Here is a 24,854-nt window from a genome sequence, read left to right as displayed (position 1 = left end):
CCCGCGACGGCCCCCTCACGCCCAGGAGTCGGACCGAAGGCCGGTACCGGGCGGGCGGTGCGGCGTCCCGGGGTGGGATGATGGCCGACGACAAGGCGACGGCGGAACGAGGAAGCCGGTGCGAATCCGGCGCGGTCCCGCCACTGTGATCGGCGAGCGAGTCCCGACAGGCCACTGCCCGGCAACGGGTGGGAAGGCAGGGACGAGCATTGACCCGAGAGCCAGGAGACTCACGCGGTCGCTACCTCGACGGACCACCGGGGCGGATCTCCCCGGAGAGAGGGACGGCACCGCATGCCCGCAACGCCGGCCGGACGAACGACGGACGACACGAGGGCCGCAACGGCCACCGCCCCGGTGCCGTGCCGCATCGTCGTGTGCCGCGACTGCTGCTGCGGCAGCCCCAAAGTGACCGGCGTCGACCACACGGCCCAGACCGAGCGCCTGCGCGCCGCGGCACCGGTACGCGTCTCCGACTGCCTCGACGTCTGCGACCAGGCCAACGTCATCGTCGTACAGCCCTCCGCCGAAGGCCGCGCCGCCGGTGCCCGGCCCGTCTGGCTGGGGCTCGTCAACGACCCGGACGCGACCGAGGACATCGCCGCGTGGGCACGCGCGGGCGGGCCGGGCGTGGCACCCCTGCCGGACATTCTCGACCTGTACGCCATCACGCCGCCGCGACGGCGTACGGCCCCCTGACCGTACGGACGGAGAGCCGGAGGCAGGACGGGAACCGGGCACGACCGCCGGTGCCTCAGCCGCGTCCGTCACCCCCGCCCCGCATGAACGGGGCCGGCCTCGGCGGCCTCTTCGCCCCCCACCGGCGTTGTCGACGAGGCCCCGCCGCATCGCCCTGGACCAGGCGCGCCCGGCCCGGCTCCTGGCGCCGCTCGCCGGCGTACGCGTGGTGGAGCCGCCGTACGAGGCCGTGCCGTCGCGGGAGGCCATGTGGTGGCACCCGTGCACACCCACGACGCGGCCCACACCCGGCTGCGTGAGACCGCCGCCCGCGTCGGCGGGCGGACGGCCGATGAGCCCGAGGGGCCGGCGGGTGGTCCGCGCACGGGAAAGAACTGCCGCCGCTCAGCGGCGCGGACCGCGCGCCCGACGTCAATCCGGTGGAACGCGAGGTGACGTGCCGCGCGGTGCACTACCGTCTCGCATGTCGAACACGGTGACGAACGGGGGCGGTTGGATGTTGGCGGAGGGTATGGCCGCGCTGGCCGCCGCCGGAGGCGCGGCGGTCGTCCAAGCGGCCGGGACCAGCGCCTGGCAGGGCCTGCAGCAGTCGGTCGCGCGGTGGTTCGCCCGGGGCGACGGGGAGCGTGAGCGCGTCGAGCTGGAACGGCTCGACCATAGTGCGGCCGCGCTGGAAGCCGTACCGGACGACGAACGGGCCGGCGTGCGCAGCGGCCAGCAAGGCGCCTGGCAGGCCCGCTTCGAGCAGGCGTTGGAGAATCTGAGCGCCTCCGAGCGCGAGGAGGCCGCCGAGATCCTGCGGGCCCTGCTGCAGACACACGCCCCGGCGGACGGAGCGGAGGCGCCCGCCGACGGCCCGACGATCCGCGGCAACGTGGACATCCGGGCCGATCACGGTTCCGCGGCGGCGGTGCAGATGCGTGACGTCACCGTCGGAACCCCTCCGCAGCCGGGTCCGCAGCAGGGCTGAGCGGGCTCGGAGGCGGTCAGGCCCCGCACGTCACGGCAGACATGGTCGTCTCGGCCACCACTGGAGGATTCGCGGTCGGGCACGCCGACAGCATCACGTACTACGCTTCCGCGCCGGAGCCCGGGGACGGTCACCGCGCCGTGCGGACGAGCGGCCCCGGGCACCGGCTCGGCTCGTACCTGAGAGCCGTCCGGTCGGCAGCCGATCAACTTCCGCACCCCGGGCTGGCACCGGAGCTCGACGCGCCGTCACTGGCCGATGTCTACGTGCCGCGGCGCACCTCGCTCCGGGCCGCGCGGGCTCCCGCGGCCGCCGAACACGTCTTCACCGGCGACGGACCGATCCGGGTCCTGCTGGCCGGACCGGGCCACGGCAAGTCGACGCTGCTGCGGCAGCACCTGCTGTCCGCCTCCCGGCACCTGCTGACGACGGAGGCGGACCCCGCCTCCCCGGCACCCGCCTTCCCGGTGCTGGTCCGCGCCGGCGACCTGGTGGGTGCGCCCCTGCTGGCGCCCGCCCTGGCGCACGCGGTGACCGAGGAGTACGGTCCCTTCGGGCTGCGCGAGGTGTTGACCGAGGACTTCTTCCGCCGCCCTCCGCGTCTCGGCGCGCGGTGGCTGGTGATGGTCGACGGCCTTGACGAGGTGCCCGACCGGACGGCCCGGGTGTCCCTCCTCGACCGCCTCGCCCGCGAAGCCGTGCAGACGGACACGCCCTACCGGTTCCTCGTCGCGACCCGCCCCCTGCCCGGCGGCGAACTCGACCGGCTGCCCCGCGCCGCCGACCACTTCACGCTGGAGCCCTTCACGGACGACGACGTGCGCACCTACGCGCACAGACGTCTGCGCGCTCTGCCCGACGCCGACCGTCACGTCCGGGCGTTCCTGCACGGTGTCCGCCGGACCCGGCTGGAGGAACTGGCCCGCATCCCTCTGATGACCGCCATGCTGTGCCATCTGTACGAGGCCGACACCGATCGCCCCCTGCCCGACGGCCGGGCCGGAGTCTTCCGGTCCTTCGTCGAACTGCTCTACGAGGAGAACGTCCACAAGGGCGTCAGCGACCTGCACGACCGTGCCATCCACACCCTGGTCAGCCGCTATCAGGTCCCGGAGGACCGTCGCACCGTCCAGCAGGCCGCGGAGCGCGCCCGGGAACACCTGCCGGTCCTCATCGATCATCTGGCCCACGAAAGGATCAGCGGGAACCGGGCCCCGGCCACCGCGATCCTCACCGCGCACCCGCACGCCCGACGACCGGACAAGGTCAAATCACCGCTGTGGGACGCGCTGCTGGCCTCGCTGCTGCGCTCCTGCGGCCTGTTGGCCGGCCAGGGCGGCGACGTCGAGTTCCTGCACCGCACACTCCTGGAGTACCACGCCGCGCGGCACGCCACCCGCGACCCCCAGGCCCGCAGGCTGCTCTTCGACCGGCTGTTCCCCGCCCAGCGGCTGCGCGACAGACTGCGCCGGGCGAGCCGCCGTACGTCCGGCATCCAGCCCCTGGACCCGCTGGGCCTGGAGCCGTCCTACCTGGGCTTCCTCCTCGACGCGTTGCTGGCCTCGGAGGCGCCTCTGGCAACGGCCACGCTGCGGGCCCTGGAGGACCTGTTCGGATCCGCCGAGATCACCGGATACCACTTGCTCAAGGCGCAACTCCAGCTCGGCAGCAGCCTCCCGCGGCAGAAGGCCGCACAGTGGCTGACCGGGTACGCGAACCGCCCCACGGTGGACGACCGCAGCCGGGTGGAGGCCGCCTGGTACCTCGCTGAGCTGGAGGGCCACCTCGACGACGGCGCGCGGCTGCTCACCCGTCTCGCCGGTGACGGCGCGCTGGGACTGGACCACCGCGGCTGGGCCGCCGAGATCCTGGCCGGGCTGGAGGGCCACGAGACGGCCGGGGCCACGCTGCTCCTCCGGCTCATCGAGGACCTGGCACCGAACCCGTACAGCGTTCTCGGCGCCGCCCGGGTGCTGGCCCGGCTCGGCAGTCACAGCTCGCTCGGGGTGCGGCTGCTCACCGAGTGCGCCATGGATCCCGGGAGCGAGGACCACCTCCGCTGTATGGCGGCCCACTGGCTCACCGGGCTGGACGGGCACCGCGAGTCCGGTGCCGCGCTGCTGCTCGGCCTCGCCCAGTACGGCTCCGTCACCGCTGCCCGGTACCTCGCCGAGCTGGACCAGCCTCACCGGGAGGACGGAGTGGGCCTGCTCACCGCGTTCGCGGGAGACAGCGGCACGACACCGGATGACCGGGCAGCGGCTGCCCTGGCACTGGCCGGGGTGGCCGGCTGCCGGGATCGCGCCGCCCGCCTGCTCACCGAGCTGGCCCGGGAGTCGCCGCCCGGAAGCCACTCCCATCTGACGGCCGCCGAGAGACTGGCCGAGGTGGACGCGGAAGCCGCCGCGGAACTGGTCCTGCCCGTCGTGACCGGCCGTGGTCGCCATCTGAGCTGCCGGCTGGGCGCGCTCCGGCTCCTGGCCCGCTCCACCACCCACCAGGGCGAGGCCGCTGGACCACTCGCCGGCATCGCGGCCGACACGGCCACGGAGGCACACCACCGCGTGGACGCCGCCGTGGCGCTGGCCGAGCTGGAGGGGCACCGCGAGGAAGCGGCCGTCCTGCTCCTCGGCATCGCCCGGGACGGCGGCGTCCCGGTATGGGACCGGATCACCGCGGCGTCCAATCTGGCCGAGCGCGGAGAAGAACGCTCGGCCGAACTCCTTTCGGCCTTCGCCGCGGACCCCACGGCTCCCGCGGACGCCAGAGCCGTCGCCGCGCGCTCCCTGGCCATGCTGGACGGCCACCGCGCCGCGGGCCTGCGGCTCCTGGCCGCGTTGGCCGACGACCCCCGGGCCGACAAGGCGCAGCGGACCAACGCCGCGACCACGCTGACGACTCTCGACCTGTACCGGGTCCGTTGACGCCTGCCTCGACGAGCCCCTCGGCGCGCCAGAAGGCAGGGGCGGGCGCGGACGCAACGCGGGGGTCGTGAAGGAGGACGCCCCGCCGCTCCGTCTCACCCCGGCAACGGTCTGCGCCAGGGGCGGAATAAGCCCCTCCCTGATCATTTTCGTGATCATTTGTGGCTAGTTCGGCCCTCACGCCACCACCCCGTGTGGCGGCTACATTCACCCCCGACCGGACACACCCGACCAGGGGGGAACAGGCAACGATGCACACCACAGGATCCGTCAGCCGAATCGGCAGATCACTCGTGGCGGGGGGCACCCCCGCAACCCCCCCCCCCCCCCCCCCCCCCCCCCCCCCCCCCCCCCCCCCCCCCCCCCCCCCCCCCCCCCCCCCCCCTCCCCCCCCCCCCCCCCCCCCCCCCCCCCCCCCCCCCCTCCCCCCCCCCCCCCCTTCCCCCCCCCCCCCCCACCCCCTCCCCCCCCCCCCCCCCGCGGAGCGCTCAGGCGCCGTCCTCGCCGGAGCGGCGGCGCGAGAGGTGGTAGGCCGCTCCCACGGAGCCGGCGATGAGCGCGGCGCCCAGCCCGATCTCCTTCAGGTCGAACCCGGCGACGCTGCCGCCCTCGCCGGCGTGCACGCCTTTGGAGGGGTGGCGGGGTTCGTGAGTGGGGTGGTCGGAGTGGCCGCCCGCGATGGTCAGGTCCACGGTCCCGGTCCTGCCGTCACAGGCGAACGTCACCTGGTAGACGGCCCCGCGTCTGGCGTCCCGGTCGACCTGGGCCGTCGCCGACGACTGGTGCCTGGGGATGGTGACCGTGTCGAACACCGCCGACGACACGGTGACGCGTCCCCGGCAGCCGTCGGCACCGCGGCCCACCCCCAGCGTGACCTCGCCACCCGGCGCGACCGTGGCGGGGTGGATGGTGAAGCCGAACGTCGAACCGCTTCCCCCCACGGCAGCCCCGGCCGGTACGCAGGCGGAGAGGGCGGCGACGCCCAGCAGTGCGACCGAGGCGACGAGTATCGCGCGCATGGTGAATCCTCCGGGTCCCCGAGGCGCAGCGGCGGACCTGTTCCGCTCGCGCCAGAAATGCACCTCGATGTCCGAAACGCTAGGAAGTCGTGCGCGTCGGCGCGATCGCAGTCGCGCGAATGGGGCAAGTGTGTGGGCCGCTCAGGGGACGGTGACGGTGTGTCGGGCGTCCCCCGGCGGCCTCCCGGTGCAGGTGCCGCCGGGGGAGCCCGTACGGACTCGCCCGCGGGGGAGACTCAGTCCTTCGCCTCAGGGAAGAGGCTCAGGAACGGGTCCGTCGACGCCGCCACGCCGCGACTGAACGGTGCGTCGAAGTCCCAGATCAGGAAGAGCAGGAAGGCGATCAGCGCCGAGAACAGCCCGGCGAGGATCAGCTCGCGTGCCGTACGCCGGATCTGCAGCGCGAAGACCATGCCGACCGTGACGACGCCTCCTGTGACGAGCCCGAACCACACCACACCCGGCATGGTCGCCCCGGTCGACTCCGCCCGGGCGATGCGGGCCTGGTCCGCCGCCGTCACCTGGTCGACGAGCGGCTGGTACGCCTGTGCCTCGAAGTCCGTCCTCGGCTCGTAGTCGGTGACGTCCGCGCGGACGCGGTCGAGGAGTTCGGTGCCGCGTTCGGTCACCTCGCCGCGGTCGGCCATGACCTTCCACTCGGTGGTGACGACGTGTCCGACATAGGCGTTGACATCCTCCCGGATGCGGTCACGGATGTCGGGCGGATAGACCCGGACGCGTTCCGAGATCTCGTGCAGCGCGACCGCCTCCGCCTGCACGTGGTCCTGGGCGGCGCTGCGTGCCTCCCAGACACCGGCGATGGCCAGGCCCAGGACGATGGCGTACACCACCCCGATCCACATCGTCATGTACTCGATGACGTCCGGCGTCTCGGTGATGTCCTCGTCGTCGGACGCCCTGCGGTGCCGTACGAGGGTGATGATGACGACCACGACACAGGCGGCCAGCATCGCGAGGGTGAGAACAAGCCATTCCGGCAAGGGGGGCTCCAGGAGATCAGCGCGCACGGAGCGCGGCGACGGCGACCACCGCGGGCACCGTGATGAGCAGGACGAAGACGAGCGGCGACGTCGCCCCGCGCGAGGACCGCTGCTGGGGCCGGGCGGCGCGGTAGCGCGGGTAGTGCACCGGGCTCAGTGACGGCCGGGGCGTGGGCGTGGCCGACGACGGGGCGGGCGCGGGAAGCGCGGGACGGACCGGTGCCGGCGTGGGACTCGGTGTCGGGGCGGGGCTCGGTGTCGGTGTCGGTGTCGGTGTGGGCCGGGCCGGCGCCGGGGGCGGTGGAGACGACGGCTCGGGCTTGGGGGCGGGCGGCGTCGGCCGTGGAGGCTTCGGCGAGGGAGGTGGCGGGGAAGTGGGCTCCGGTGATGGTGGAGGTGTCGGCGTCGGGGTGGGAGTGGGCGTCGGTGAGGGCTCGGGGCACGGCGGGAAGGTGGGCCAGGAGTCGCTCCCGGCGACCGCGACCGCATCGGTGCCGCCCGGTCCGGTGGACGCGTACGCACAGGCGTCGGCCTGTGCCGGGCCGGTCGGTGCGCCGACGAGGGCGAACGTCAACGTCACCAGGGCCAACAGCCGCCCGGCGGCGGCGGATCGGGTCGGTTCGGGTTCATGCACGACGCAGATCATGAAGCCTGCCGGGTCGGGCCGGGCCCGATTACCGGACGATTGACCCGAAGGAGGGACATGTCCCGACCAGTGGTTTGACCAGCCCGCACCGCCTGCGCCCGGGCTCGCACCCGCGTACGAGGGGGGTGGGGGAAAGAAATCCGCGGCACCGTTGAACACAACCGGCTGCGCCATGCGTACCCAGTGTCGTGCGGCGGCGCAGTGGCCGCCCCAACACCTTCGCGATGATCGGGGATTGACGATGAAGACCTCCTGGCGGAGCGCCTCACTCGTGGCGAGCGCTGCGGTGGTGCTGGCGCTGACGACGGCGTGCGGCCAGGACGGCGGCGCCACCGGCAGCCAGAACGTCGGCGCCACGGCCGCTCCCGGCGACGTCGGCAACATCGGTACGGGCGCCGGCGACGGACTCGGGGCCGGCACGGGCGGGGCGCAGGCGTCGGCGAGCCCCCCGGAGTCCGCGGGCAAGCTGTCCGTCGCCACCAACGCGGAGATCGGCGAGCTGGTGACCGACGGAGCGGGCCGCACCCTCTACCGCTTCGACGCGGACACCGCCAAGCCGTCCAAGACGACGTGCGAGAACGACTGCGCCACCGCCTGGCCGCCCGTGGCCGCCGACGACGCCCTCGCCGGCGAGGGCATGGACAAGGACCTGCTCGGCGAGGTCACCCGTCCCGACGGCACCAAGCAGCTGACGATCGGCGGCTGGCCGGCGTACCGCTACGCCAAGGACACCGCGGCCGGTGACGTCAAGGGCCAGGGCGTCGGCGGCAAGTGGTACGCGCTGGCCGCGGACGGCAAGAAGGCCAAGGCCGAGGAGGCGGCCGGGCTGTCCACCCGCGACGACCCGAAGCTCGGCGAGATCGTCGTCGACAAGAACGGCATGACCGTCTACCGCTTCATGAAGGACGAGGCCTGGCCGAAGCCGGTGTCGGCCTGTACCGGCGCCTGCCTGGAGAAGTGGCCGGTCGTCGCGCCCGTGGAGCCCAACGACACCGAGGGCGTCGTGAAGGAGGACCTGATGACCTTCACCCGGCCGGACGGGGCCGAGCAGCAGACCGTCGACTGCTGGCCGATCTACACCTTCGCCGGCGACAAGAAGGCCGGCGACACCAACGGTCAGGGAGTCGGCGGCACCTGGTATGCCGTCGCCCCCGACGGAAAGCCGGTCGGCGCGCCGAAGAAGAAGTAGCGACCTCCCGCCCGCTCGTCCTCGGCGCGCGACCCGTGGGCCGTCCCCTCCGTACCCAGGCGGAGGGGACGGCCCCGTTCGCGCGCTTTGGTGTGCCTTGGCAGGAGGCACGTGCCGCAGGCAGTGACCGGGAACGGACGGTCAATTTCCGTTTGGGCTCGCCCGTTTGGCGGGCGATCAGTAGCCTCAGCTCGAACACCGGATCGCCAATGCCTTGGAGAGCTAGATGGAGCGTCCCGCCTGGGCCCCGCGCAGCATCGACATCTCGGTGCCCAGCGTGTCCCGGATCTACGACTTCTACCTGGGCGGTTCGCACAACTTCGAGGTCGACCGGGAAGCGGCCCGCAAGGCCATGGAGTTCATGCCGGGCCTGCCCAAGATCATGCAGGCGAACCGGGCGTTCATGCGCCGCGCCGTGCGCTTCGCGGCCGAGGAGGGCATCGACCAGTTCCTGGACATCGGCTCCGGGATCCCCACCTTCGGCAACGTCCACGAGGTGGCCGGACGCAGCCGCCCCGGTGCCCGCGTCGTCTACGTCGACCACGACCCGGTCGCGGTCGCGCACAGCCAGGCCGTCCTGACGGGCAACGACGACGCGGACGTCGTGGCCGCCGACCTCCTCAAGCCCCGGGAGATCCTCGCCAGCCCTCAGGTGGGGCGGCTGATCGACCTGAATCGGCCGGTGGCCCTGCTGTTGGTTGCCATACTGCACTTCGTGGAAGACGCGGACGACCCTCACGCGGCGGTGGCCGAGCTGACCGACGCGCTCGCGCCCGGCAGCCTGCTCGTCCTCACGCACGCCTCGTACGAGGGAATCCCGCTGCCCGCCGAGCGGGCCGGGGGCGCGGTGGACGTGTACGAGAACATCCGCAATCCGCTGATCATGCGTTCGCGCGAGGAGATCGCGCGGTTCTTCGAGGGGTACGACATGGTGGAGCCCGGACTGGTTCCGATGCCGCGCTGGCGGCCCGAGGAGGCGCCGGAGGACGAGGATCCGTACGCGTTCTCCGGGTTCGCCGGCGTGGGGCGTACGGCGTGACCGCGGAGCCGGGCGGGCCGGAGGACAGACTGCGCCGGTTCGCGACGATCTGGAGCCGGGCGGTGTTCCCGGTGACCTCGACGTCGGCGACCCGGCCGGAGTTCGAGGAGCAACTGCTGCCGCTGGCCCGTCGGCTGAGCGAGGCGCTGCGGGCGCGTGGGTTCGACGCGGACGAGGCCAGGGCGGTCGGTGCCGCGCTCGTCGACTCCCACTGCACCGACCCCGAGGCGCTCACCCGGACGCTGGACTGCGTCGACGCCTACCTCGTGCTCTACTGCGGCGAGGACGGCGACCCCGAGGCCATGCGGGCCCGTTCCGCGCGGATGCAGCACGCCATGGCGGCCGGATTCGCCGCGGCGCTGCGTGCCCGTACCCTCGCCGAACAGGAGGCCATCGCGCAGGCCGCCCTGAAGGCGCAGGGCGTGGTCGCCCAGGCGCTGCACGCCAGCGAGGCCCGCTTCCGCGCGGTCTTCGAGGGCGCCGCCATAGGCATCGGCATCGCCGACCTGGACGGCAACGTGCTCCAGGTGAACGGAGCCCTGATGCGTATGTTCGGCATCGCCGACCCGACGCTGCGCGGCCGCAACGTCAGGGAGTGGTCGCACCCCGACGACGCGCCCCAGACCTGGCGGCTCTACGACGAGCTGGTACGCGGCGAGCGCGAGGCCTATCACCTGGAGAAGGCCTTCTACCGCCCCGACGGAACGGTCCTGTGGACCAACCTGACCGTATCCCTGCTGCGCGACGCCGACGGCGTCCCGCAGTACCAGCTCGCGCTGATGGAGGACACCACCGAACGCCGGCTGCTGAACCTGCGGCTGCGCTACGAGGCCACGCACGACGCGCTCACCGGTCTGCCCAACCGCAGCTTCTTCTTCGAACGCCTGGAGAAGGCGCTGAACGCGGGCCCGGGCCAGCGCTTCGGCCTGTGCTACCTGGACCTCGACGGCTTCAAGACCGTCAACGACAGCCTCGGCCACGCGGCCGGCGACCGGCTGCTCGTGGAGGTCGCCGACCGCCTGCAGTCCTGCGCCACCGTGCCCGGCGAGATGGTGGCCCGGCTCGGCGGCGACGAGTTCGTCGCGCTGACCACCGGCCCGGGCACCCGGCACGAGGTCGACGAACTCGCCGGGCGCATCATGAACGCGCTGCTCGCCCCGATCAGCGTCGACGGCCGTGAGCTGACCGTGCGCGGCAGCATCGGCATCGTCGAGGGCCCCGCGGGGGAGCGCAGCCCGGCGGAGGTGTTGCGCAGCGCCGACATCACCATGTACCGGGCCAAGTCGGCGGGCGGCAACCGCTACGAGCTGGCCGACCCGGAGGCCGACGCCCGCGTCATCACCCGGCACGGCCTGACGACCGCGCTGCCGGCGGCCCTGGAGCGGGGCGAGTTCTTCATCGAGTACCAGCCGCTGGTGCACCTCGGCGACGGCAGCGTGCGCGGTGCCGAGGCCCTGGTGCGCTGGCTGCATCCGCAGCACGGCGTCCTCGGCCCGGACCGGTTCATCCCGCTCGCCGAGCACACCGGACTGATCGTGCCGCTGGGCCGCTGGGTGCTGGAGCAGTCGGTGCGCCAGGCCCGCGCCTGGCGGGAGCGGTACGGCGAGACGACCGCCGCCGGCCCGCTGCGCATCAACGTCAACCTCTCACCCTGCCAGCTCACCCACCCCGGCCTGGTCCAGGACACCGTCGACATCCTGGAGCGGACCGGGGTCGCGCCCGACGCGCTGTGCCTGGAGGTCACGGAGTCGGCGCTGATCGGCGCGGACGACGACCTGCTCAAGCCGTTGCGCCGGCTGGCCGAGATGGGCGTCGACATCGCCCTGGACGACTTCGGTACCGGCTACTCCAACCTCGCCAACCTGCGCCGCCTCCCGGTGAGCGTGCTCAAGCTGGACCGCTCCTTCACCCAGAGCATGCAGCAGTTCCCGGCCGACCCCGTCGACCTCAAGATCGTCGAGGGTATCGTCGCCCTGGCCCACAGCCTGGACCTCACGGTCACCGTGGAGGGCGTGGAGACCGGCGCCCAGGCCGAGCAACTGCGCATACTCGGCTGCGACACCGCCCAGGGCTGGTACTACGCCCGCCCGGGCCCACCGGAACGCCTGCACGAACTGGCCCTGGTGGACGCGACGGCGTAGGGAACACGACGATGTGAGAAGGGTGCGGGCAACGCCCTGAAGGGGCGCGGGGCTGTTTCAACGTGCGGCTCCGCCGCGTGGGCGCGCTCAGCCACAGATCACCCACACTCCCGAGCGAACACCGCACCCTTACGACGCGACCGGGCCCTGCCCGCACTCCCGGAGGGTCACCGCTCAAGCAGCATCCGCTGCAACTCCCGAGCCGCCCGGGGCGGAGCCACATCGCTGCGATGGGCGAGCGCGATCGTCCGGTACAGCCCCGGCCGGGCCAACGGAGTGACCCGCAGCCCCCGCCCCGACCGGGCCGCCACCATCCGGGGGACCACGGCCATCCCCAGCCCCGCCCGCACAAACCCCAGCACCGCGTCCATCTCCCCGCCCTCGACCGCGAAGTCCGGCTCGAAGCCCTCTGCACGGCACGCGGCCACGGTCAGTTCCCGCAGGTCGTACCCGTGCCGGAACATCACCAGGCGCTCGCCCTCCAAGTCGGCGACGCGCACCGCCCGCCGCCCGCCGCCCGGCCGGGGCGACTCCGGGGACGACACCACCACCAGATCCTCCCGCAGCAGCTCCACCGTGGTCAGCGCCGGGGACGCCGGCGGCAGCGGCAGTACGACCAGGGCGAGGTCGAGTGCGCCGCGTGCCAGCTCCCGGACGAGGTCGTGGGAGCCGCCCTCCTCGATCAGCAGCCGGACGCCCGGATAGCGGTCGTGGAAGGCGCGCAGCACGTCGGGGAGGAGACCGGTGCACAGGCTGGGGGTGGCGCCCAGCCGCACTCGGCCGCGGCGCAGCTGCACCAGCTCCAGCACCTCGTGCCGGGCGGTGTCCGCGTCGGCCAGGATGCGCCGGGCCAGCGGCAGCAGCGCCTCCCCGGCGTCGGTGAGCGTGATGTTGCCCCGCGCCCGCAGGAACAGATCGGCGCCCAGTTCCCGCTCCAGCGACTTGATCTGCTGGGACAGTGACGGCTGGGCCACGTGGACCGTCTCCGCGGCCCGGGTGAAGTGCCGCGTCTCGGCGACCGCGACGAAGTACTGGAGCTGCTGCAACTGCATAACCGCGAGCATACGCCGCCGATAGGAACAGCCTATGGAATCGAGGAAGACCATGTCTTGGACCGATGGGCCCTTCGCCCCGTAGCGTCCTGTGACATGGCTCTGGCAACGCGGACGGACCGACGGCCGTCCATGGCGCGCACCGTGTGGGACTCGACCGTCGGCAAGAAGACTGTGATGGCGATCAGCGGACTCGTCATGCTGCTCTACCTGGTCGCCCACATGATCGGGAACCTGAAGATCTTCTTCGGGCCGAGCGAGTTCAACCACTACGCCCACTGGCTGCGCACGGTCGGCGAACCGTTCATGCACTACGAGTGGACGCTCTGGCTGATCCGCGTCGTGCTGGTCGTCGCCGTCGTCGCCCACGCCGTCTCCGCATACCAGCTCAGCCGCCGCGACATCAAGGCGCGGCCCAGCAAGTACGTGCACAAGAAGCCGCGCTCCAGCTACGCGACGCGCACCATGCGCTGGGGCGGGATCATCCTGGCCCTGTTCATCGTCTGGCACGTCCTGGACCTGACCACCGGTACCGTGCACCCCGGCGGCTTCGAGACGGGCAAGCCCTACCAGAACGTCGTGGACACCTTCTCCACCTGGTACGGCAACGTCGTCTACATCGTCGCCGTGCTCGCCGTCGGCATGCACATCCGGCACGGCTTCTGGAGCGCCGCCCAGACCCTCGGCGCCGGCAGCCGCACCCGCGACCGCGCCCTCAAGACCGTCGCCAACGTCCTCGCGCTGCTGCTCACGGTCGGCTTCGTCGCCGTACCCGTGGGCGTCATGACCGGAGTGGTGAGCTGACATGACAACCTACGCCGACTACACGACCGGAGCGCCGGTCGCCGACACCAAGGCCCCCACCGGACCCGTCAACGAGCGCTGGGACACCCGCCGCTTCGAGGCCAAGCTGGTCAACCCCGCCAACCGGCGGCGGCAGACGGTCATCGTCGTCGGAACCGGACTCGCGGGCGGCTCCGCCGGGGCGACGCTCGCCGAACAGGGCTACCGCGTCGTCCAGTTCTGCTACCAGGACTCCCCGCGCCGGGCCCACTCGATCGCCGCGCAGGGCGGCATCAACGCCGCGAAGAACTACCGCAACGACGGCGACTCCGTCCACCGCCTGTTCTACGACACCGTCAAGGGCGGCGACTTCCGCTCCCGCGAGTCCAACGTGCACCGCCTCGCCCAGATCTCGGTCGAGATCATCGACCAGTGCGTGGCCCAGGGCGTGCCGTTCGCCCGCGAGTACGGCGGCCTGCTCGACACCCGCTCCTTCGGCGGCGTCCAGGTCTCCCGTACGTTCTACGCCCGGGGCCAGACGGGCCAGCAGCTGCTGCTCGGCGCCTACCAGGCGCTCAGCCGGCAGATCGCGGCCGGCAACGTCGAGATGCACCCGCGCACCGAGATGCTGGACCTGATCGTCGTGGACGGGCGGGCGCGCGGCATCGTCGCCCGGGACCTGATCACCGGGAAGATCGACACGTACTTCGCCGACGCCGTGGTCCTGGCGAGCGGCGGCTACGGCAACGTCTTCTACCTCTCCACCAACGCCATGAACTCCAACGCGACCGCCGTGTGGCGGGCGCACCGGCGCGGCGCCTACTTCGCCAACCCCTGCTTCACACAGATCCACCCCACCTGCATCCCGCGCACCGGCGACCACCAGTCCAAGCTGACGCTGATGAGCGAGTCGCTGCGCAACGACGGCCGGATCTGGGTGCCGAAGGCCAAGGGCGACGACCGGCCGCCGAACCAGATCCCCGAGGACGAGCGCGACTACTACCTGGAACGCGTCTACCCGTCCTTCGGCAACCTGGTGCCCCGCGACATCGCCTCCCGCGCCGCGAAGAACGTCTGCGACGAGGGCAGGGGAGTGGGCCCCGGCGGCCAGGGCGTGTACCTGGACTTCGCCGACGCGATCGAGCGCATGGGCCGTAAGGCGGTCGAGGCCAAGTACGGCAACCTCTTCGACATGTACCAGCGGATCACCGACGAGGACCCGTACCAGGTACCCATGCGGATCTACCCCGCCGTGCACTACACGATGGGCGGCCTGTGGGTCGACTACGACCTCCAGACCACCGTCCCCGGCCTGTTCGCGATCGGCGAGGCGAACTTCTCCGACCACGGCGCCAACCGGCTCGGCGCCTCCGCGCTGATGCAGGGCCTGGCCGACGGCTACTTCGTCCTGCCGGCCACGATCAACGACTACCTCGCCCGCAACCCGCACAAGGACGAGGTCGACGACGGCCACCCGGTGGTGCGGGAGGTGCTGGCCGAGACCGAGGACCGGCTCAACCTGCTCCTCTCCGTGGACGGCGACCGCACCCCGGACTCCTTCCACCGCGAACTCGGCGAGCTGATGTGGGAGTTCTGCGGCATGGCCCGCACCGACACCGGCCTGCGCAAGGCCCTGGAGCGCATCCCGCAGATCCGCGAGGAGTTCTGGCGGCGCATCAAGGTCCCGGGCACCGGCGAGGAGTTCAACCAGTCGCTGGAGAAGGCCAACCGCGTCGTCGACTACCTGGAGCTCGCCGAGCTGATGTGCCTCGACGCGCTGCACCGGGCCGAGTCCTGCGGCGGCCACTTCCGCGAGGAGTCCCAGACCCCCGACGGCGAGGCGGCCCGCAGGGACGACGAGTTCGGGTACGCCGCCGCCTGGGAGTTCGCGGGCACCGGCGAGGCGCCCACCCTGCACAAGGAAGACCTGGTCTTCGAGTACGTCCACCCCACTCAGCGGAGCTACGCATGAAGCTCACCCTGCGCGTCTGGCGGCAGAAGAACGCCGACGCCGACGGCGCCATGTCCACGTACGAGGTGGACGGCATCTCCCGCGACATGTCCTTCCTGGAGATGCTCGACACCCTCAACGAGGAGCTCATCCTCGAGGGCGAGGACCCGGTCGCCTTCGACCACGACTGCCGCGAGGGCATCTGCGGCGCCTGCTCGCTGGTCATCAACGGCGACGCCCACGGCCCCGAGCGCACCACCACCTGCCAGTTGCACATGCGGTCCTTCCAGGACGGCGACACCATCGACATCGAGCCCTGGCGGGCGTCCGCATTCCCGGTGGTGAAGGACCTGGTCGTCGACCGCTCGGCCTTCGACCGGATCATCCAGGCCGGCGGCTACATCACCGCGCCCACGGGCGCCGCGCCGGAGGCCCACGCGACCCCGGTGCCGAAGCCGGACGCCGACTTCGCATTCGAGCACGCGGAGTGCATCGGCTGCGGTGCCTGCGTCGCGGCCTGCCCGAACGGTGCGGCGATGCTGTTCACCTCCGCGAAGGTCAACCACCTGGGTGTCCTGCCGCAGGGGGCGCCCGAGCGGGAGACCCGGGTGCTGGACATGGTGGCGCAGATGGACGACGAGGGCTTCGGCGGCTGCACCCTCGCCGGCGAGTGCGCGACCGCCTGTCCGAAGGGCATCCCGCTCTTCTCCATCACCAGCATGAACAAGGAGTGGCTGCGGGCCACGCGCAAGGCGGCCAAGCGCTAGAGGGTGGCGCACAGCCCCACGGAACGTTCGCCGAAAAGGTGCGGACGGACGGGGCCGGGAGAGGTGCTCCTTCCGGCCCCGTCTCGCCTTCGCCCCTGGCATTCAGCAGCCGCACATCCACTTTCCCGGCCCAGGTCACGCACCGGCCAACCGGCAGCGGAAGAACAGGGGCGGCGGACCGTACACCGTCGGTCCGCCGTCGCCGCCCCGGCCCGTGACCAGGAGAGTGCCATGACCGGCGTACTGACCGCAGACCGTCCCTCCAAGCCCGCCGCACCCCGCCGCTACACCGTCGCGCTGGCCCGCGACGAGGAGGACGTGCGGGCCGCGCAGCGGCTGCGGCACGACGTCTTCGCGGGGGAGATGGGCGCGCTGCTGGCGAGCCCGCAGCCCGGACACGACGTCGACCCCTTCGACGCCTACTGCGACCACCTGCTGGTACGGGAGGAGACGACCGGGCAGGTCGTCGGGACCTACCGGCTGCTGCCGCCGGAGCGCGCGGCGGTCGCCGGGCGGCTGTACGCGGAGAGCGAGTTCGACCTCGCCGCGCTGGACGCGGTCCGCCCCGGCCTGGTCGAGGTCGGCCGTTCCTGCGTGCACCCCGACCACCGCGACGGCGCCGTCATCGGGCTCATCTGGGCCGGAATAGCCCGCTACATGACCGACCGGGGCCACGAGTGGCTGGCGGGCTGCTGCTCGATCCCGCTCGCCGACGGCGGCACCCTCGCCGCCGGCACCTGGGACCGGGTGCGGACCAAGCACCTGGCGCCCGAGGAGTACCGGGTACGGCCGCTGCTCCCGTGGACCCCGCCCGCCGCGGCCCCGGCCGGCCGCACCGAACTGCCGGCTCTGCTGCGCGGCTACCTCCGCCTCGGCGCCTGGGTCTGCGGACAGCCGGCGCACGACGTGGACTTCGGCGTGGCCGACCTGTACGTGCTGCTGCCGATGAGCCGGGTCGACCCGCGCTACCTGCGGCACTTCCTCTCCCTCGTCCCGGCCTGATGAGCGCCTGGCTGCCCGCCGCGCCCTGCACCCCCGGCACGTGCGTGGAGCCGTCCCGGGCGGCGGCCGCCGCACCGCGCGCCGTGCTGCGGCTGGTCGCGGTCGCGCTGCTGCTCCTGGCCGGTGTCGCGATGGTGCTGACGCCGCTCGGCAGACGGGCCCCCGACGCCGTGGTGCGGCGCTGGTGCCGCTGGATCGTGCGGGCCGCCGGCGTCCGCGTCCGCGTCACGGGCGCCGCCGCGCCCGCCGGCGGGCTGCTCCTCGTCGCCAACCACGTCTCCTGGCTCGACATCCCGCTGCTCGCCGCCGTACGCCCCGCGCGGATGCTGGCCAAGAGCGAGATCCGGTGCTGGCCGGTGGCGGGAGGGCTCGCCGCGCGTGGAGGGGTGCTGTTCATCGAACGGGGCCGGCTGCGGGCCCTGCCGGACACGGTCGCCGTGATCGCGCGCGCCCTGCGCGAGGGTGCCGCGGTCGCCGCCTTCCCCGAGGGCAGCACCTGGTGCGGACGCGCCCAGGGGCCCTTCCGCCGGGCCGTATTCCAGGCCGCCCTGGACGCCGGGGCGCCGGTCCAGCCGGTCGACATCCGGTACCGGGCCGGGGGACGGGCGGTGAGCACGGCGCCCGCGTTCGTCGGGGAGGACACCCTGCTCGCCTCCTTGTGGCGCGTGGCGTCGGCGCGCGGGCTGACCGCGGAGGTGGTGGTGCGGCCGGTCATCGGGCCGGGCGGACACGTCGACCGACGCTCGCTCGCGCACGCCGCCCAGGGGAAAGCACCTTCGAAAAGTATGTGGCATTTGTGACGTATGGTCCGTTTTCGTGCGTCTGATGCGGACATTCGGAAGGCAGGCACTCCGGAAGGAGGGTGATGCCAGATGATCACCCGTGAAGAGATCGCCAACGTCCTGGACCATCCGGTCTACGACGGTGACGGGAACAAGATCGGCGACGCCAAGCACGTCTTCTTCGACGACATGACCGGCCGCCCCGAGTGGGTGAGCGTGAAGACGGGAATGCTCGGCTCCAACGAGTCCTTCGTGCCCATCCGCGACGCCGCGCTGGTGCAGGACCACCTCGAGGTCCCCTACCGCAAGGACATGGTCAAGGGCGCGCCCAGCGTCGACGTCGACGCGGGCGGACATCTGTCGGAGACCGAGGAACACCGGCTCTACGACTACTACGGCATCAACTGGGACAGCGTGCTCTCCGAGGCCGAGCGGACCGACGACGGACGCTGGGCGGCGGGACCGGGCCCGGCCGGAACCGCAGAAGCGGCCGGTGCGGCTGGAGCCGCCGGAGCCGCTGGAGCCGCCGGAGCGGCCGGAACGGCGGGCGGCACGGCCGGCACGGCGGGTGGCACGGCCGGCGAACAGCTCGCGCCGGACCGGACGGGCATGCGCGGCGACGACGCCATGACCCGCTCGGAGGAGCAGATGCACGTCGGCGTCGAACGGCGCGAGAGCGGCCGGGCCCGGCTGCGCAAGTACGTGGTCACGGAGGAGGTCCAGCAGACCGTTCCGGTGACCCACGAGGAAGTGCGGGTGGAGCGCGAACCCATCACGGACGCCAACCGCGGCGAGGCGCTCTCCGGTCCGGAGATCAGCGAGGACGAGCACGAGGTCACCCTGCACGAGGAACGCCCCGTCGTGGAGACCGAGACGGTGCCGGTGGAGCGCGTCCGGATGACCACCGAGGAGCACACCGAGAACGAGACCGTGCGGGGCCGGGTCCGCAAGGAGCGGATCGAGGCCGAGACGGAGGAGTACGCCGAGGACGACACGCGGAGGGGGCGCGAGTACACCGAGGGCGACACGCGGAGGGGGCGCGAGTAGCCGTTCCCGGCTCAGGAGGGCCCGCGCCGGTGGAGCGCCTTCACCGGCGCGTCCCGCCGCCCAGCGCCCGGGCCAGATACCCGGCGGTGGCACTCCCGCTCGCCCGTGCCACCTCGGCGGGCGGCCCCGCGGCGACGATCCGGCCGCCGGCCTCGCCGCCGCCCGGCCCCAGGTCGATCACCCGGTCGGCGCCCGCCACCACGGCCATGTCGTGCTCGACGACGACCACCGTGTGCCCGGCCTCCACCAGACCGTGCAACTGGCGCATCAGCACCTCGACGTCCGCAGGATGCAGACCGGTCGTCGGCTCGTCGAGGAGGTACAGGGTGTGTCCGCGGCGCCCCCGCTGCAACTCGCTCGCCAGCTTGACGCGCTGCGCCTCGCCGCCGGACAGCTCGGTCGCCGGCTGGCCGAGCCGCAGATAGCCCAGACCGACGTCGAGCAGCGCGGCCAGGCTGCGCGACACCGCCGGCGTGTCCGTGTCCGCGAAGAACCGCGCCGCCTGCTCCACCGTCAGGTCCAGCACCTCGGCGATGTTCCGTTCCCGGTACGCCACTTCGAGCGTCTCGGGGTTGTAGCGCGCTCCGCCGCAGTCGGGGCACGGCGCGTACGTACTCGGCAGGAACAGCAGCTCGACGCTGACGAACCCCTCGCCCTGGCAGGTCTCGCACCGCCCACCGGACACGTTGAAGGAGAAGCGGCCGACGCCGTAACCCCTCTCGCGTGCCTCTTCGGTGGCCGCGAAGACCTTGCGTACGACGTCGAACAGGCCCGTGTACGTGGCCAGGTTGGAGCGCGGGGTACGTCCGATCGGCCGCTGGTCGACGCAGACCAGCCGGCCCACCCCCGGCAGATCCTGGGTGATCTCACCGATGAGCGTCGACTTCCCGGAACCGGACACGCCCGTCACGGCGGTCAGCGCACCGAGCGGGAACTCGGCCGTCACTCCGCGCAGGTTGTGCCGGGTGACCGGTCCGACCGTCACCGTGCCGCGAGGGATCCGGACCGCACGGGCGGGGGCGGGGGAGCGGCCGAAGAGGTGGCGGGCCGTCGCCGACTCCGTGACCTCGGCCAGCCCGGCGACGGGGCCGCTGTACAGCACCCGGCCGCCGTGCTCGCCGGCCCGCGGGCCGACGTCCACGATCCAGTCGGCGCCGCGCATCACGCCGAGGTGGTGCTCCACCACGAACACCGAGTTGCCGGCCGCCTTGAGCCGCGCCAGCACCGTCAGCAACGCCTCGGTGTCCGCCGGGTGCAGTCCCGCGGACGGTTCGTCCAGGACGTAGACGACCCCGAACAGCCCGGAGCGCAGCTGCGTCGCCAGCCGCAGCCGCTGCAACTCGCCCGCGGAAAGAGTGGGCGTCGGACGGTCGAGGCTCAGGTAGCCGAGCCCCAGCTCGACGACGGGCCCGATCCGCGACGTGAGGTCCCCGGTGAGCACCCGTGCCGTCTCGCCGCCCGTCGGCAGCGCCTCCGCGAGTTCCGTGAGCGGCAGTGCGGCCAGCTCGGCGATGGTCCGGCCGCCGACGGTCACCGCCAGGGCCTGAGGCCGCAGCCTGCCGCCCCCGCAGACCGGGCAGGGCGCACCGGTGAGGAAGCGCTCCGCCCTCGCCCGCAGCGTCGGGCTCTTCGAGTCCGAGAACGTCTTCATCACATACCGTCGGGCGCTCATGTACGTGCCCTGGTAGGGCCGCTGGATGCGTCCCGCGTCCCGCACGGGGTGCACCGTGACCACCGGCTGCTCGTCCGTGAACAGGATCCACTCCCGCTGCTCGGCCGGCAGCTCGCGCCAGGGCCGGTCCACGTCGTACCCCAGCGCGTCGAGGACGTCCCGCAGGTTCTTGCCCTGCCAGGCACCCGGCCAGGCCGGGACGGCGCCGTCCCGGATCGACAGGGACGGGTCCGGGACCAGCAGCTCCTCGGTCGTACGGTGCACCCGGCCGAGCCCGTGGCACTCCGGGCACGCCCCCGCCGCCGTGTTCGGAGAGAAGGCGTCGGAGTCGAGCCGCGGCGCGCCCGGCGGGTAGTCACCGGCGCGGGAGAACAGCATGCGCAGGGAGTTGGAGAGGTTGGTGACCGTGCCGACCGAGGAGCGGGACGTGGGGGCCGAGCGGCGCTGCTGCAGCGACACGGCGGGCGGCAGCCCGGTGATCTCACCGACCTTCGGGGCGCCGACCTGGTGGATCAGCCTGCGGGCGTACGGTGCGACCGACTCGAAGTAGCGCCGCTGCGCCTCCGCGTAGACCGTCCCGAACGCGAGTGACGACTTCCCCGAGCCCGACACGCCGGTGAACACGGCCACCACGTCCCGGGGGATGTCCACGTCCACGCTCTTGAGGTTGTGCTCGCGGGCGTCGCGCACCCGGACGTACGGGTCGTGGGGGCTGTGCATCGCGGGAACTCCGTACGGTCTTCGGCAACGGCCGGTGGGACAAACCCCGCGATTCTATGCCGGAGCGGTGGACGCCCCGGCGCCGACGACGCGGGCGAGCCGTCCGTAGGAGTCCAGCAGCGCCTCGCGGTCGTACGCGCTCGTGGTCACCAGTACCTCCTGCGCGCCCGTGTCCTCGAGGAGCGATTCCAGCTCGTCGGCCACCTGTTCCTCGGTACCCGCGATGTGGCCGGTGAGGCCGGCGTCGTACAGCTCGCGTTCCTTGGTGGTCATCGTCCGGGTCTCGACCTCCTCGGCCGGGGGCAGGGGAGGGAAGGAGCCCCGGGTGCGGGCGTGGGTCATGGACCAGGCCTCCGGGACCAGGAGCCGCCGGGCCGCCTCGGGGGTGGCGGCCACGGCGACGGTGCCGGAGACGACGACATACGGCTCCCGGTTCCACCCGGAGGGGCGGAAGGCGGCGCGGTAGCGGTCGATGCCGCGGCGCATGCGGTCGCGGTCGCGCAGGTCCCCGATGACCATCGGCAGGCCCGCCCGGGCGGCGACGGCCGCGCCCTCGCCCATGGCCAGCACGAACGGCGGCACGGTCAGCCCCTCCGCGGGGCGGGCGTGCACTCCGGTCGGGGAGGTGCCCAGGAACCAGCCCAGCAGCTCCGCCAGTTGAGCGTCGAAGTCCTCGGCGTCGTCCTTGTCCCGGCCCAGTGCCCTGCGTACGCCGCCGGTGAAGCCGACCGAGCGGCCGAGCCCCATGTCGATCCGGCCGGGGAAGAGGGACTCCAGCACGCCGAACTGCTCGGCGACGACCAGGGGCCGGTGGTTGGGCAGCATCACACCGCCGGTGCCGACCCGGATACGCCGGGTGGCGCCGGCCACGGCGGCGGCCAGCACGGTGGGCGCCGAGCCGGCCACCCCGGGGACGCCGTGGTGCTCCGACACCCAGAACCGGTGGTAGCCGAGCCGCTCGGCCTCCCGCGCCAGCTCCACGGTGTCGTGCAGCGCCTGGCCGGCGGTGTGGCCCTCGCGAATGCGGGAGCGGTCGAGGACGGAGAACCGGGTGGTCGCGATCACTGAACTCACAAGGTCTTCAACGTCCCGGCGGCGTCAGGATTCCCGGCACGGCGTTCTAGGGTGGGCGGGTGACCGACAGCAGGAAGCCCGCGGTGGCCGTGTTCGACCTGGACAACACCCTCGCCGACACCGCGCACCGGCAGCGGTTCCTGGAGCGCCGGCCGCGTGACTGGGACGCCTTCTTCGCCGCCGCCCCGCACGATCCGCCGCTCGCGGAGGGCATCGCGCTGGTGCGGAAGAGCGCCGAGGAATGCGAGGTCGTCTATCTGACCGGGCGGCCGGAGCGCTGCCGGCGCGACACGCTCGACTGGCTGACCGCGCACGGCCTGCCCGAGGGGCCCGTGCACATGCGCGCCGACGCCGACCGACGGCCCGCCCGCCGGACCAAGCTGGAGATCCTGCGGCGGCTCGCCCGCGCCCACGAGGTCCGGGTCTTCGTGGACGACGACGAACTGGTGTGCGACGACGCCGAGCGGGCCGGGTTCACCGTCGTCCGGGCACGCTGGGCGGCCCGGTCGGCCGAGCTGCGGGTGGCGCAGGAGCGTGAGGGGCGTACCTGACCGTCCCGGTGAGCCCCCGGGGACCGTCAGTCCGACTCCTCCAGGCGGAAGCCGAGCTTCAGGCCGACCTGCCAGTGCGCGACCTGCCCTTCCTCGATCTGGCCGCGGACCTGGGTCACCTCGAACCAGTCCAGTTTGCGCAGGGTCTGCGAGGCGCGGGCGATGCCGTTGCGGACGGCCTGGTCGACGCCGTCGGGCGAGGTGCCGACGATCTCGGTGACCCGGTAGGTGTGGTTCGACATGCGGGTGCTCCCTTCCGCGGGGCGGCGGTGTGTCGTCCGTCACTCCACCGTGCCCCAAGGAGCGACGGAGCGCGAGGCGTCGGGGGCCCGGCAGGGTAACCGCCCGTCACCCCTTGACCTCCGCATTGGTCCATACCAAGATTCCAGACACCCACCCGTTCGAGCCTCGGGCTCGTCCCCCCACGTCGGGTCTCCTTTCGCGTGCGCAGGACCTCCCTGTCCGCTCCGCCCCCCTGTCCGTCAGACAGAAGGACCCCTCGTGAGACGTCGCCCACTCGCCCTTGTCTGTGTGTCCGCCTCCCTGCTCAGCGGCTGCGGCCTCATGTCGCAGGAGGACGGCGGCGAGCGGCGCACCGTCACCGTGTGGCTGATGAAGGACAGCGCCTCGCAGGACTTCCTGCGCCGCTTCACCGAGGATTTCGAGCGGGCGAACCCCGGTCTCGATCTCGACATCCGGATCCAGAAGTGGACCGGGATCGGCGACAAGGTGCAGACCGCGCTGAAGGCCGACGGCACGGACGGCCCCGACGTCATCGAGGTGGGCAACACCCAGGTACCGCAGTACGCGGAGGGCGGCCGGCTGCAGGACCTCACGCTGGAGTCGATGCGGGACTGGGGCATCCGCGACTGGCTGCCGGGCCTCGCCGAACCGGGCCAGTGGATGTCCCAGCAGTTCGGCATCCCCTGGTACGCCGCCAACCGCGTGGTCATCTACCGCAAGGACCTGTTCGAGCAGGCCGGCATCACCGGGCCGCCCCGCACCCGCGAGGAGTGGATCACCGCCACCGAGAAGCTCGACTCGGGTGGTGACCAGGGCATCTACCTGGCCGGACAGGACTGGTACACACTCTCCGGCTTCATCTGGGACGAGGGTGGCGAGCTGGCCGCACAGGAGGGCGGTACCTGGACGGGCGCCCTGGACTCGGAGGCCGCCCTGCGCGGCATGGACTTCTACCGCGAGCTGCAGGCCCTGGGCGACGGCCCGCTGGACGCCGACGAGGAGCACCCGCCACAGGCAGGCGTGTTCGCGAAGGGGCAGGTCGCGCAGATCATCGCGGTCCCGGGGCTCGCGCGGTCCATCGTGCGCGAGAACCCCGGACTCGAGGGAAGGCTGGGCTTCTTCCCCGTGCCCGGCAAGAAGGCCGACAAGCCGGGCGCCGTCTTCACCGGCGGCTCCGACCTCGTGGTCCCGAAGAACAGCGACGAACACGACGGCGCCCTCGCCGTGGTCGAGGCGCTCGTGGGCACCAAGTGGAACACCGACCTGGCCCGCACCATGAACTACGTCCCGAACAAGAAGTCGCTCGCCAAGGCCGTCGCCGGCGAGGAGGGCGTCGCCGCCATGGCGGCGGGCGCCGCGCAGGGCCGGGCGACCCCCGGAACGCCCCGGTGGGGCGCGGTCGAGGCGGACAACCCGATCAAGGAGTACATGACGAAGGTGCTCACCGGGGGCGATGCGGAGTCGGAGGCCGCCAAGGCCTCCGACCGCATCACCGAACTGCTGGACCTCGACGGGCGCTGAACGCGCCGCCGCGGCAGCGCACCGGGCTCACCGCACGGCGCTCACCGCACGGCGCTCACCG

At 72.7% G+C, this 24,854-nt stretch carries 21 protein-coding genes, 1 pseudogene and 1 riboswitch; of the genes and pseudogenes, 15 read left to right on the top strand and 7 right to left on the bottom strand.

Annotated features, from left to right (window positions below; genetic code table 11):
* Positions 1 to 83 precede the first annotated feature (83 nt).
* A riboswitch (cobalamin riboswitch) is annotated at positions 84 to 232 on the top strand.
* 62 nt (positions 233 to 294) lie between these two features.
* From ACZ4V1_RS18495 to ACZ4V1_RS18480, 4 genes and pseudogenes are all read left to right on the top strand, one after another.
* Positions 295 to 699, top strand: coding sequence for a (2Fe-2S) ferredoxin domain-containing protein (locus ACZ4V1_RS18495; RefSeq protein ID WP_468336756.1), 405 nt, complete (start codon positions 295 to 297; stop codon positions 697 to 699).
* Between the two features lie 136 nt (positions 700 to 835).
* Positions 836 to 1,134: pseudogene (locus tag ACZ4V1_RS18490) on the top strand (hypothetical protein); the annotation flags it as partial.
* A gap of 76 nt (positions 1,135 to 1,210) precedes the next feature.
* Positions 1,211 to 1,669, top strand: a complete 459-nt coding sequence (locus ACZ4V1_RS18485) for a hypothetical protein (RefSeq protein WP_468336753.1) — start codon at positions 1,211 to 1,213, stop codon at positions 1,667 to 1,669.
* 41 nt (positions 1,670 to 1,710) lie between these two features.
* Complete coding sequence (locus ACZ4V1_RS18480) at positions 1,711 to 4,593, top strand: NACHT domain-containing protein (RefSeq protein WP_468336750.1); 2,883 nt, start codon at positions 1,711 to 1,713, stop codon at positions 4,591 to 4,593.
* A 488-nt stretch (positions 4,594 to 5,081) separates the two neighbouring features.
* Here ACZ4V1_RS18480 and ACZ4V1_RS18475 read toward each other — a convergent pair whose 3' ends face one another.
* The 3 genes from ACZ4V1_RS18475 to ACZ4V1_RS18465 all read right to left on the bottom strand — a co-directional run bounded on the left by ACZ4V1_RS18475 (position 5,082) and on the right by ACZ4V1_RS18465 (position 6,761).
* Positions 5,082 to 5,612, bottom strand: a complete 531-nt coding sequence (locus ACZ4V1_RS18475; RefSeq protein ID WP_468336747.1) for a hypothetical protein — start codon at positions 5,610 to 5,612, stop codon at positions 5,082 to 5,084.
* Between the two features lie 236 nt (positions 5,613 to 5,848).
* On the bottom strand, positions 5,849 to 6,613 hold the full coding sequence (locus ACZ4V1_RS18470; protein ID WP_468336744.1) for a bestrophin-like domain: 765 nt from the start codon (positions 6,611 to 6,613) through the stop codon (positions 5,849 to 5,851).
* 16 nt (positions 6,614 to 6,629) lie between these two features.
* The gene (locus ACZ4V1_RS18465) at positions 6,630 to 6,761 is read right to left on the bottom strand and encodes a hypothetical protein (RefSeq protein WP_019330432.1); all 132 of its coding nucleotides are present in this window, start codon (positions 6,759 to 6,761) and stop codon (positions 6,630 to 6,632) included.
* Between the two features lie 739 nt (positions 6,762 to 7,500).
* On the opposite strand from ACZ4V1_RS18465, the gene ACZ4V1_RS18460 reads away from it, so the two are divergent.
* The 3 genes from ACZ4V1_RS18460 (at position 7,501) to rmdA (ending at position 11,628) form a co-directional block, all read left to right on the top strand.
* On the top strand, positions 7,501 to 8,448 hold the full coding sequence (locus tag ACZ4V1_RS18460) for an SCO0930 family lipoprotein (RefSeq protein WP_468337322.1): 948 nt from the start codon (positions 7,501 to 7,503) through the stop codon (positions 8,446 to 8,448).
* A gap of 226 nt (positions 8,449 to 8,674) precedes the next feature.
* Complete coding sequence (locus ACZ4V1_RS18455; RefSeq protein ID WP_468336740.1) at positions 8,675 to 9,487, top strand: SAM-dependent methyltransferase; 813 nt, start codon at positions 8,675 to 8,677, stop codon at positions 9,485 to 9,487.
* Entirely contained in the window at positions 9,484 to 11,628 is a 2,145-nt protein-coding gene (gene rmdA / locus ACZ4V1_RS18450; RefSeq protein ID WP_468336737.1) for a cyclic Di-GMP phosphodiesterase RmdA, read from the top strand. Before ACZ4V1_RS18455 ends, rmdA begins: the two co-directional genes overlap by 4 nt.
* 167 nt (positions 11,629 to 11,795) lie before the next feature.
* On the opposite strand, the gene ACZ4V1_RS18445 is transcribed toward rmdA, so the two are convergent.
* A complete protein-coding gene (locus ACZ4V1_RS18445; protein WP_468336734.1) occupies positions 11,796 to 12,680 on the bottom strand; it encodes a LysR family transcriptional regulator in 885 nt (294 codons plus the stop codon).
* A gap of 132 nt (positions 12,681 to 12,812) precedes the next feature.
* Here ACZ4V1_RS18445 and ACZ4V1_RS18440 point away from each other — a divergent pair, with 132 nt between their 5' ends.
* The 6 genes from ACZ4V1_RS18440 to ACZ4V1_RS18415 all read left to right on the top strand — a co-directional run bounded on the left by ACZ4V1_RS18440 (position 12,813) and on the right by ACZ4V1_RS18415 (position 19,012).
* A complete protein-coding gene (locus ACZ4V1_RS18440; RefSeq protein ID WP_468337319.1) occupies positions 12,813 to 13,484 on the top strand; it encodes a succinate dehydrogenase in 672 nt (223 codons plus the stop codon).
* Between the two features lies 1 nt (position 13,485).
* Complete coding sequence (locus ACZ4V1_RS18435; protein WP_468336731.1) at positions 13,486 to 15,435, top strand: fumarate reductase/succinate dehydrogenase flavoprotein subunit; 1,950 nt, start codon at positions 13,486 to 13,488, stop codon at positions 15,433 to 15,435.
* Complete coding sequence (locus ACZ4V1_RS18430) at positions 15,432 to 16,181, top strand: succinate dehydrogenase/fumarate reductase iron-sulfur subunit (protein WP_468336728.1); 750 nt, start codon at positions 15,432 to 15,434, stop codon at positions 16,179 to 16,181. The genes ACZ4V1_RS18435 and ACZ4V1_RS18430 overlap by 4 nt, the downstream gene beginning before the upstream one ends.
* 231 nt (positions 16,182 to 16,412) lie before the next feature.
* Entirely contained in the window at positions 16,413 to 17,183 is a 771-nt protein-coding gene (locus tag ACZ4V1_RS18425; RefSeq protein ID WP_468336725.1) for a GNAT family N-acetyltransferase, read from the top strand.
* Complete coding sequence (locus ACZ4V1_RS18420) at positions 17,183 to 17,983, top strand: lysophospholipid acyltransferase family protein (RefSeq protein ID WP_468336722.1); 801 nt, start codon at positions 17,183 to 17,185, stop codon at positions 17,981 to 17,983. Before ACZ4V1_RS18425 ends, ACZ4V1_RS18420 begins: the two co-directional genes overlap by 1 nt.
* A gap of 72 nt (positions 17,984 to 18,055) precedes the next feature.
* Entirely contained in the window at positions 18,056 to 19,012 is a 957-nt protein-coding gene (locus ACZ4V1_RS18415) for a DUF2382 domain-containing protein (RefSeq protein WP_468336719.1), read from the top strand.
* 40 nt (positions 19,013 to 19,052) lie between these two features.
* Here ACZ4V1_RS18415 and ACZ4V1_RS18410 read toward each other — a convergent pair whose 3' ends face one another.
* Entirely contained in the window at positions 19,053 to 21,404 is a 2,352-nt protein-coding gene (locus ACZ4V1_RS18410) for an ATP-binding cassette domain-containing protein (RefSeq protein WP_468336716.1), read from the bottom strand.
* 54 nt (positions 21,405 to 21,458) lie between these two features.
* Positions 21,459 to 22,478, bottom strand: coding sequence for an LLM class flavin-dependent oxidoreductase (locus ACZ4V1_RS18405; protein ID WP_468336714.1), 1,020 nt, complete (start codon positions 22,476 to 22,478; stop codon positions 21,459 to 21,461).
* A gap of 59 nt (positions 22,479 to 22,537) precedes the next feature.
* On the opposite strand from ACZ4V1_RS18405, the gene ACZ4V1_RS18400 reads away from it, so the two are divergent.
* Positions 22,538 to 23,029, top strand: coding sequence for a phosphatase domain-containing protein (locus tag ACZ4V1_RS18400; protein ID WP_468336712.1), 492 nt, complete (start codon positions 22,538 to 22,540; stop codon positions 23,027 to 23,029).
* 26 nt (positions 23,030 to 23,055) lie between these two features.
* On the opposite strand, the gene ACZ4V1_RS18395 is transcribed toward ACZ4V1_RS18400, so the two are convergent.
* Positions 23,056 to 23,271 carry a dodecin gene (locus ACZ4V1_RS18395; protein WP_468336709.1) on the bottom strand — a complete coding sequence of 72 codons (216 nt, stop codon included), beginning with the start codon at positions 23,269 to 23,271 and terminating at the stop codon, positions 23,056 to 23,058.
* 259 nt (positions 23,272 to 23,530) lie between these two features.
* Here ACZ4V1_RS18395 and ACZ4V1_RS18390 point away from each other — a divergent pair, with 259 nt between their 5' ends.
* The gene (locus ACZ4V1_RS18390; RefSeq protein ID WP_468336706.1) at positions 23,531 to 24,793 is read left to right on the top strand and encodes an extracellular solute-binding protein; all 1,263 of its coding nucleotides are present in this window, start codon (positions 23,531 to 23,533) and stop codon (positions 24,791 to 24,793) included.
* The last annotated feature ends 61 nt before the right edge of the window (positions 24,794 to 24,854 follow it).

Source organism: Streptomyces sp. NPDC028991 (assembly GCF_055564775.1).
The sequence above is the reverse complement of the archived record's forward strand: the minus strand, read 5'-3'. Positions and strand labels throughout refer to the sequence as shown.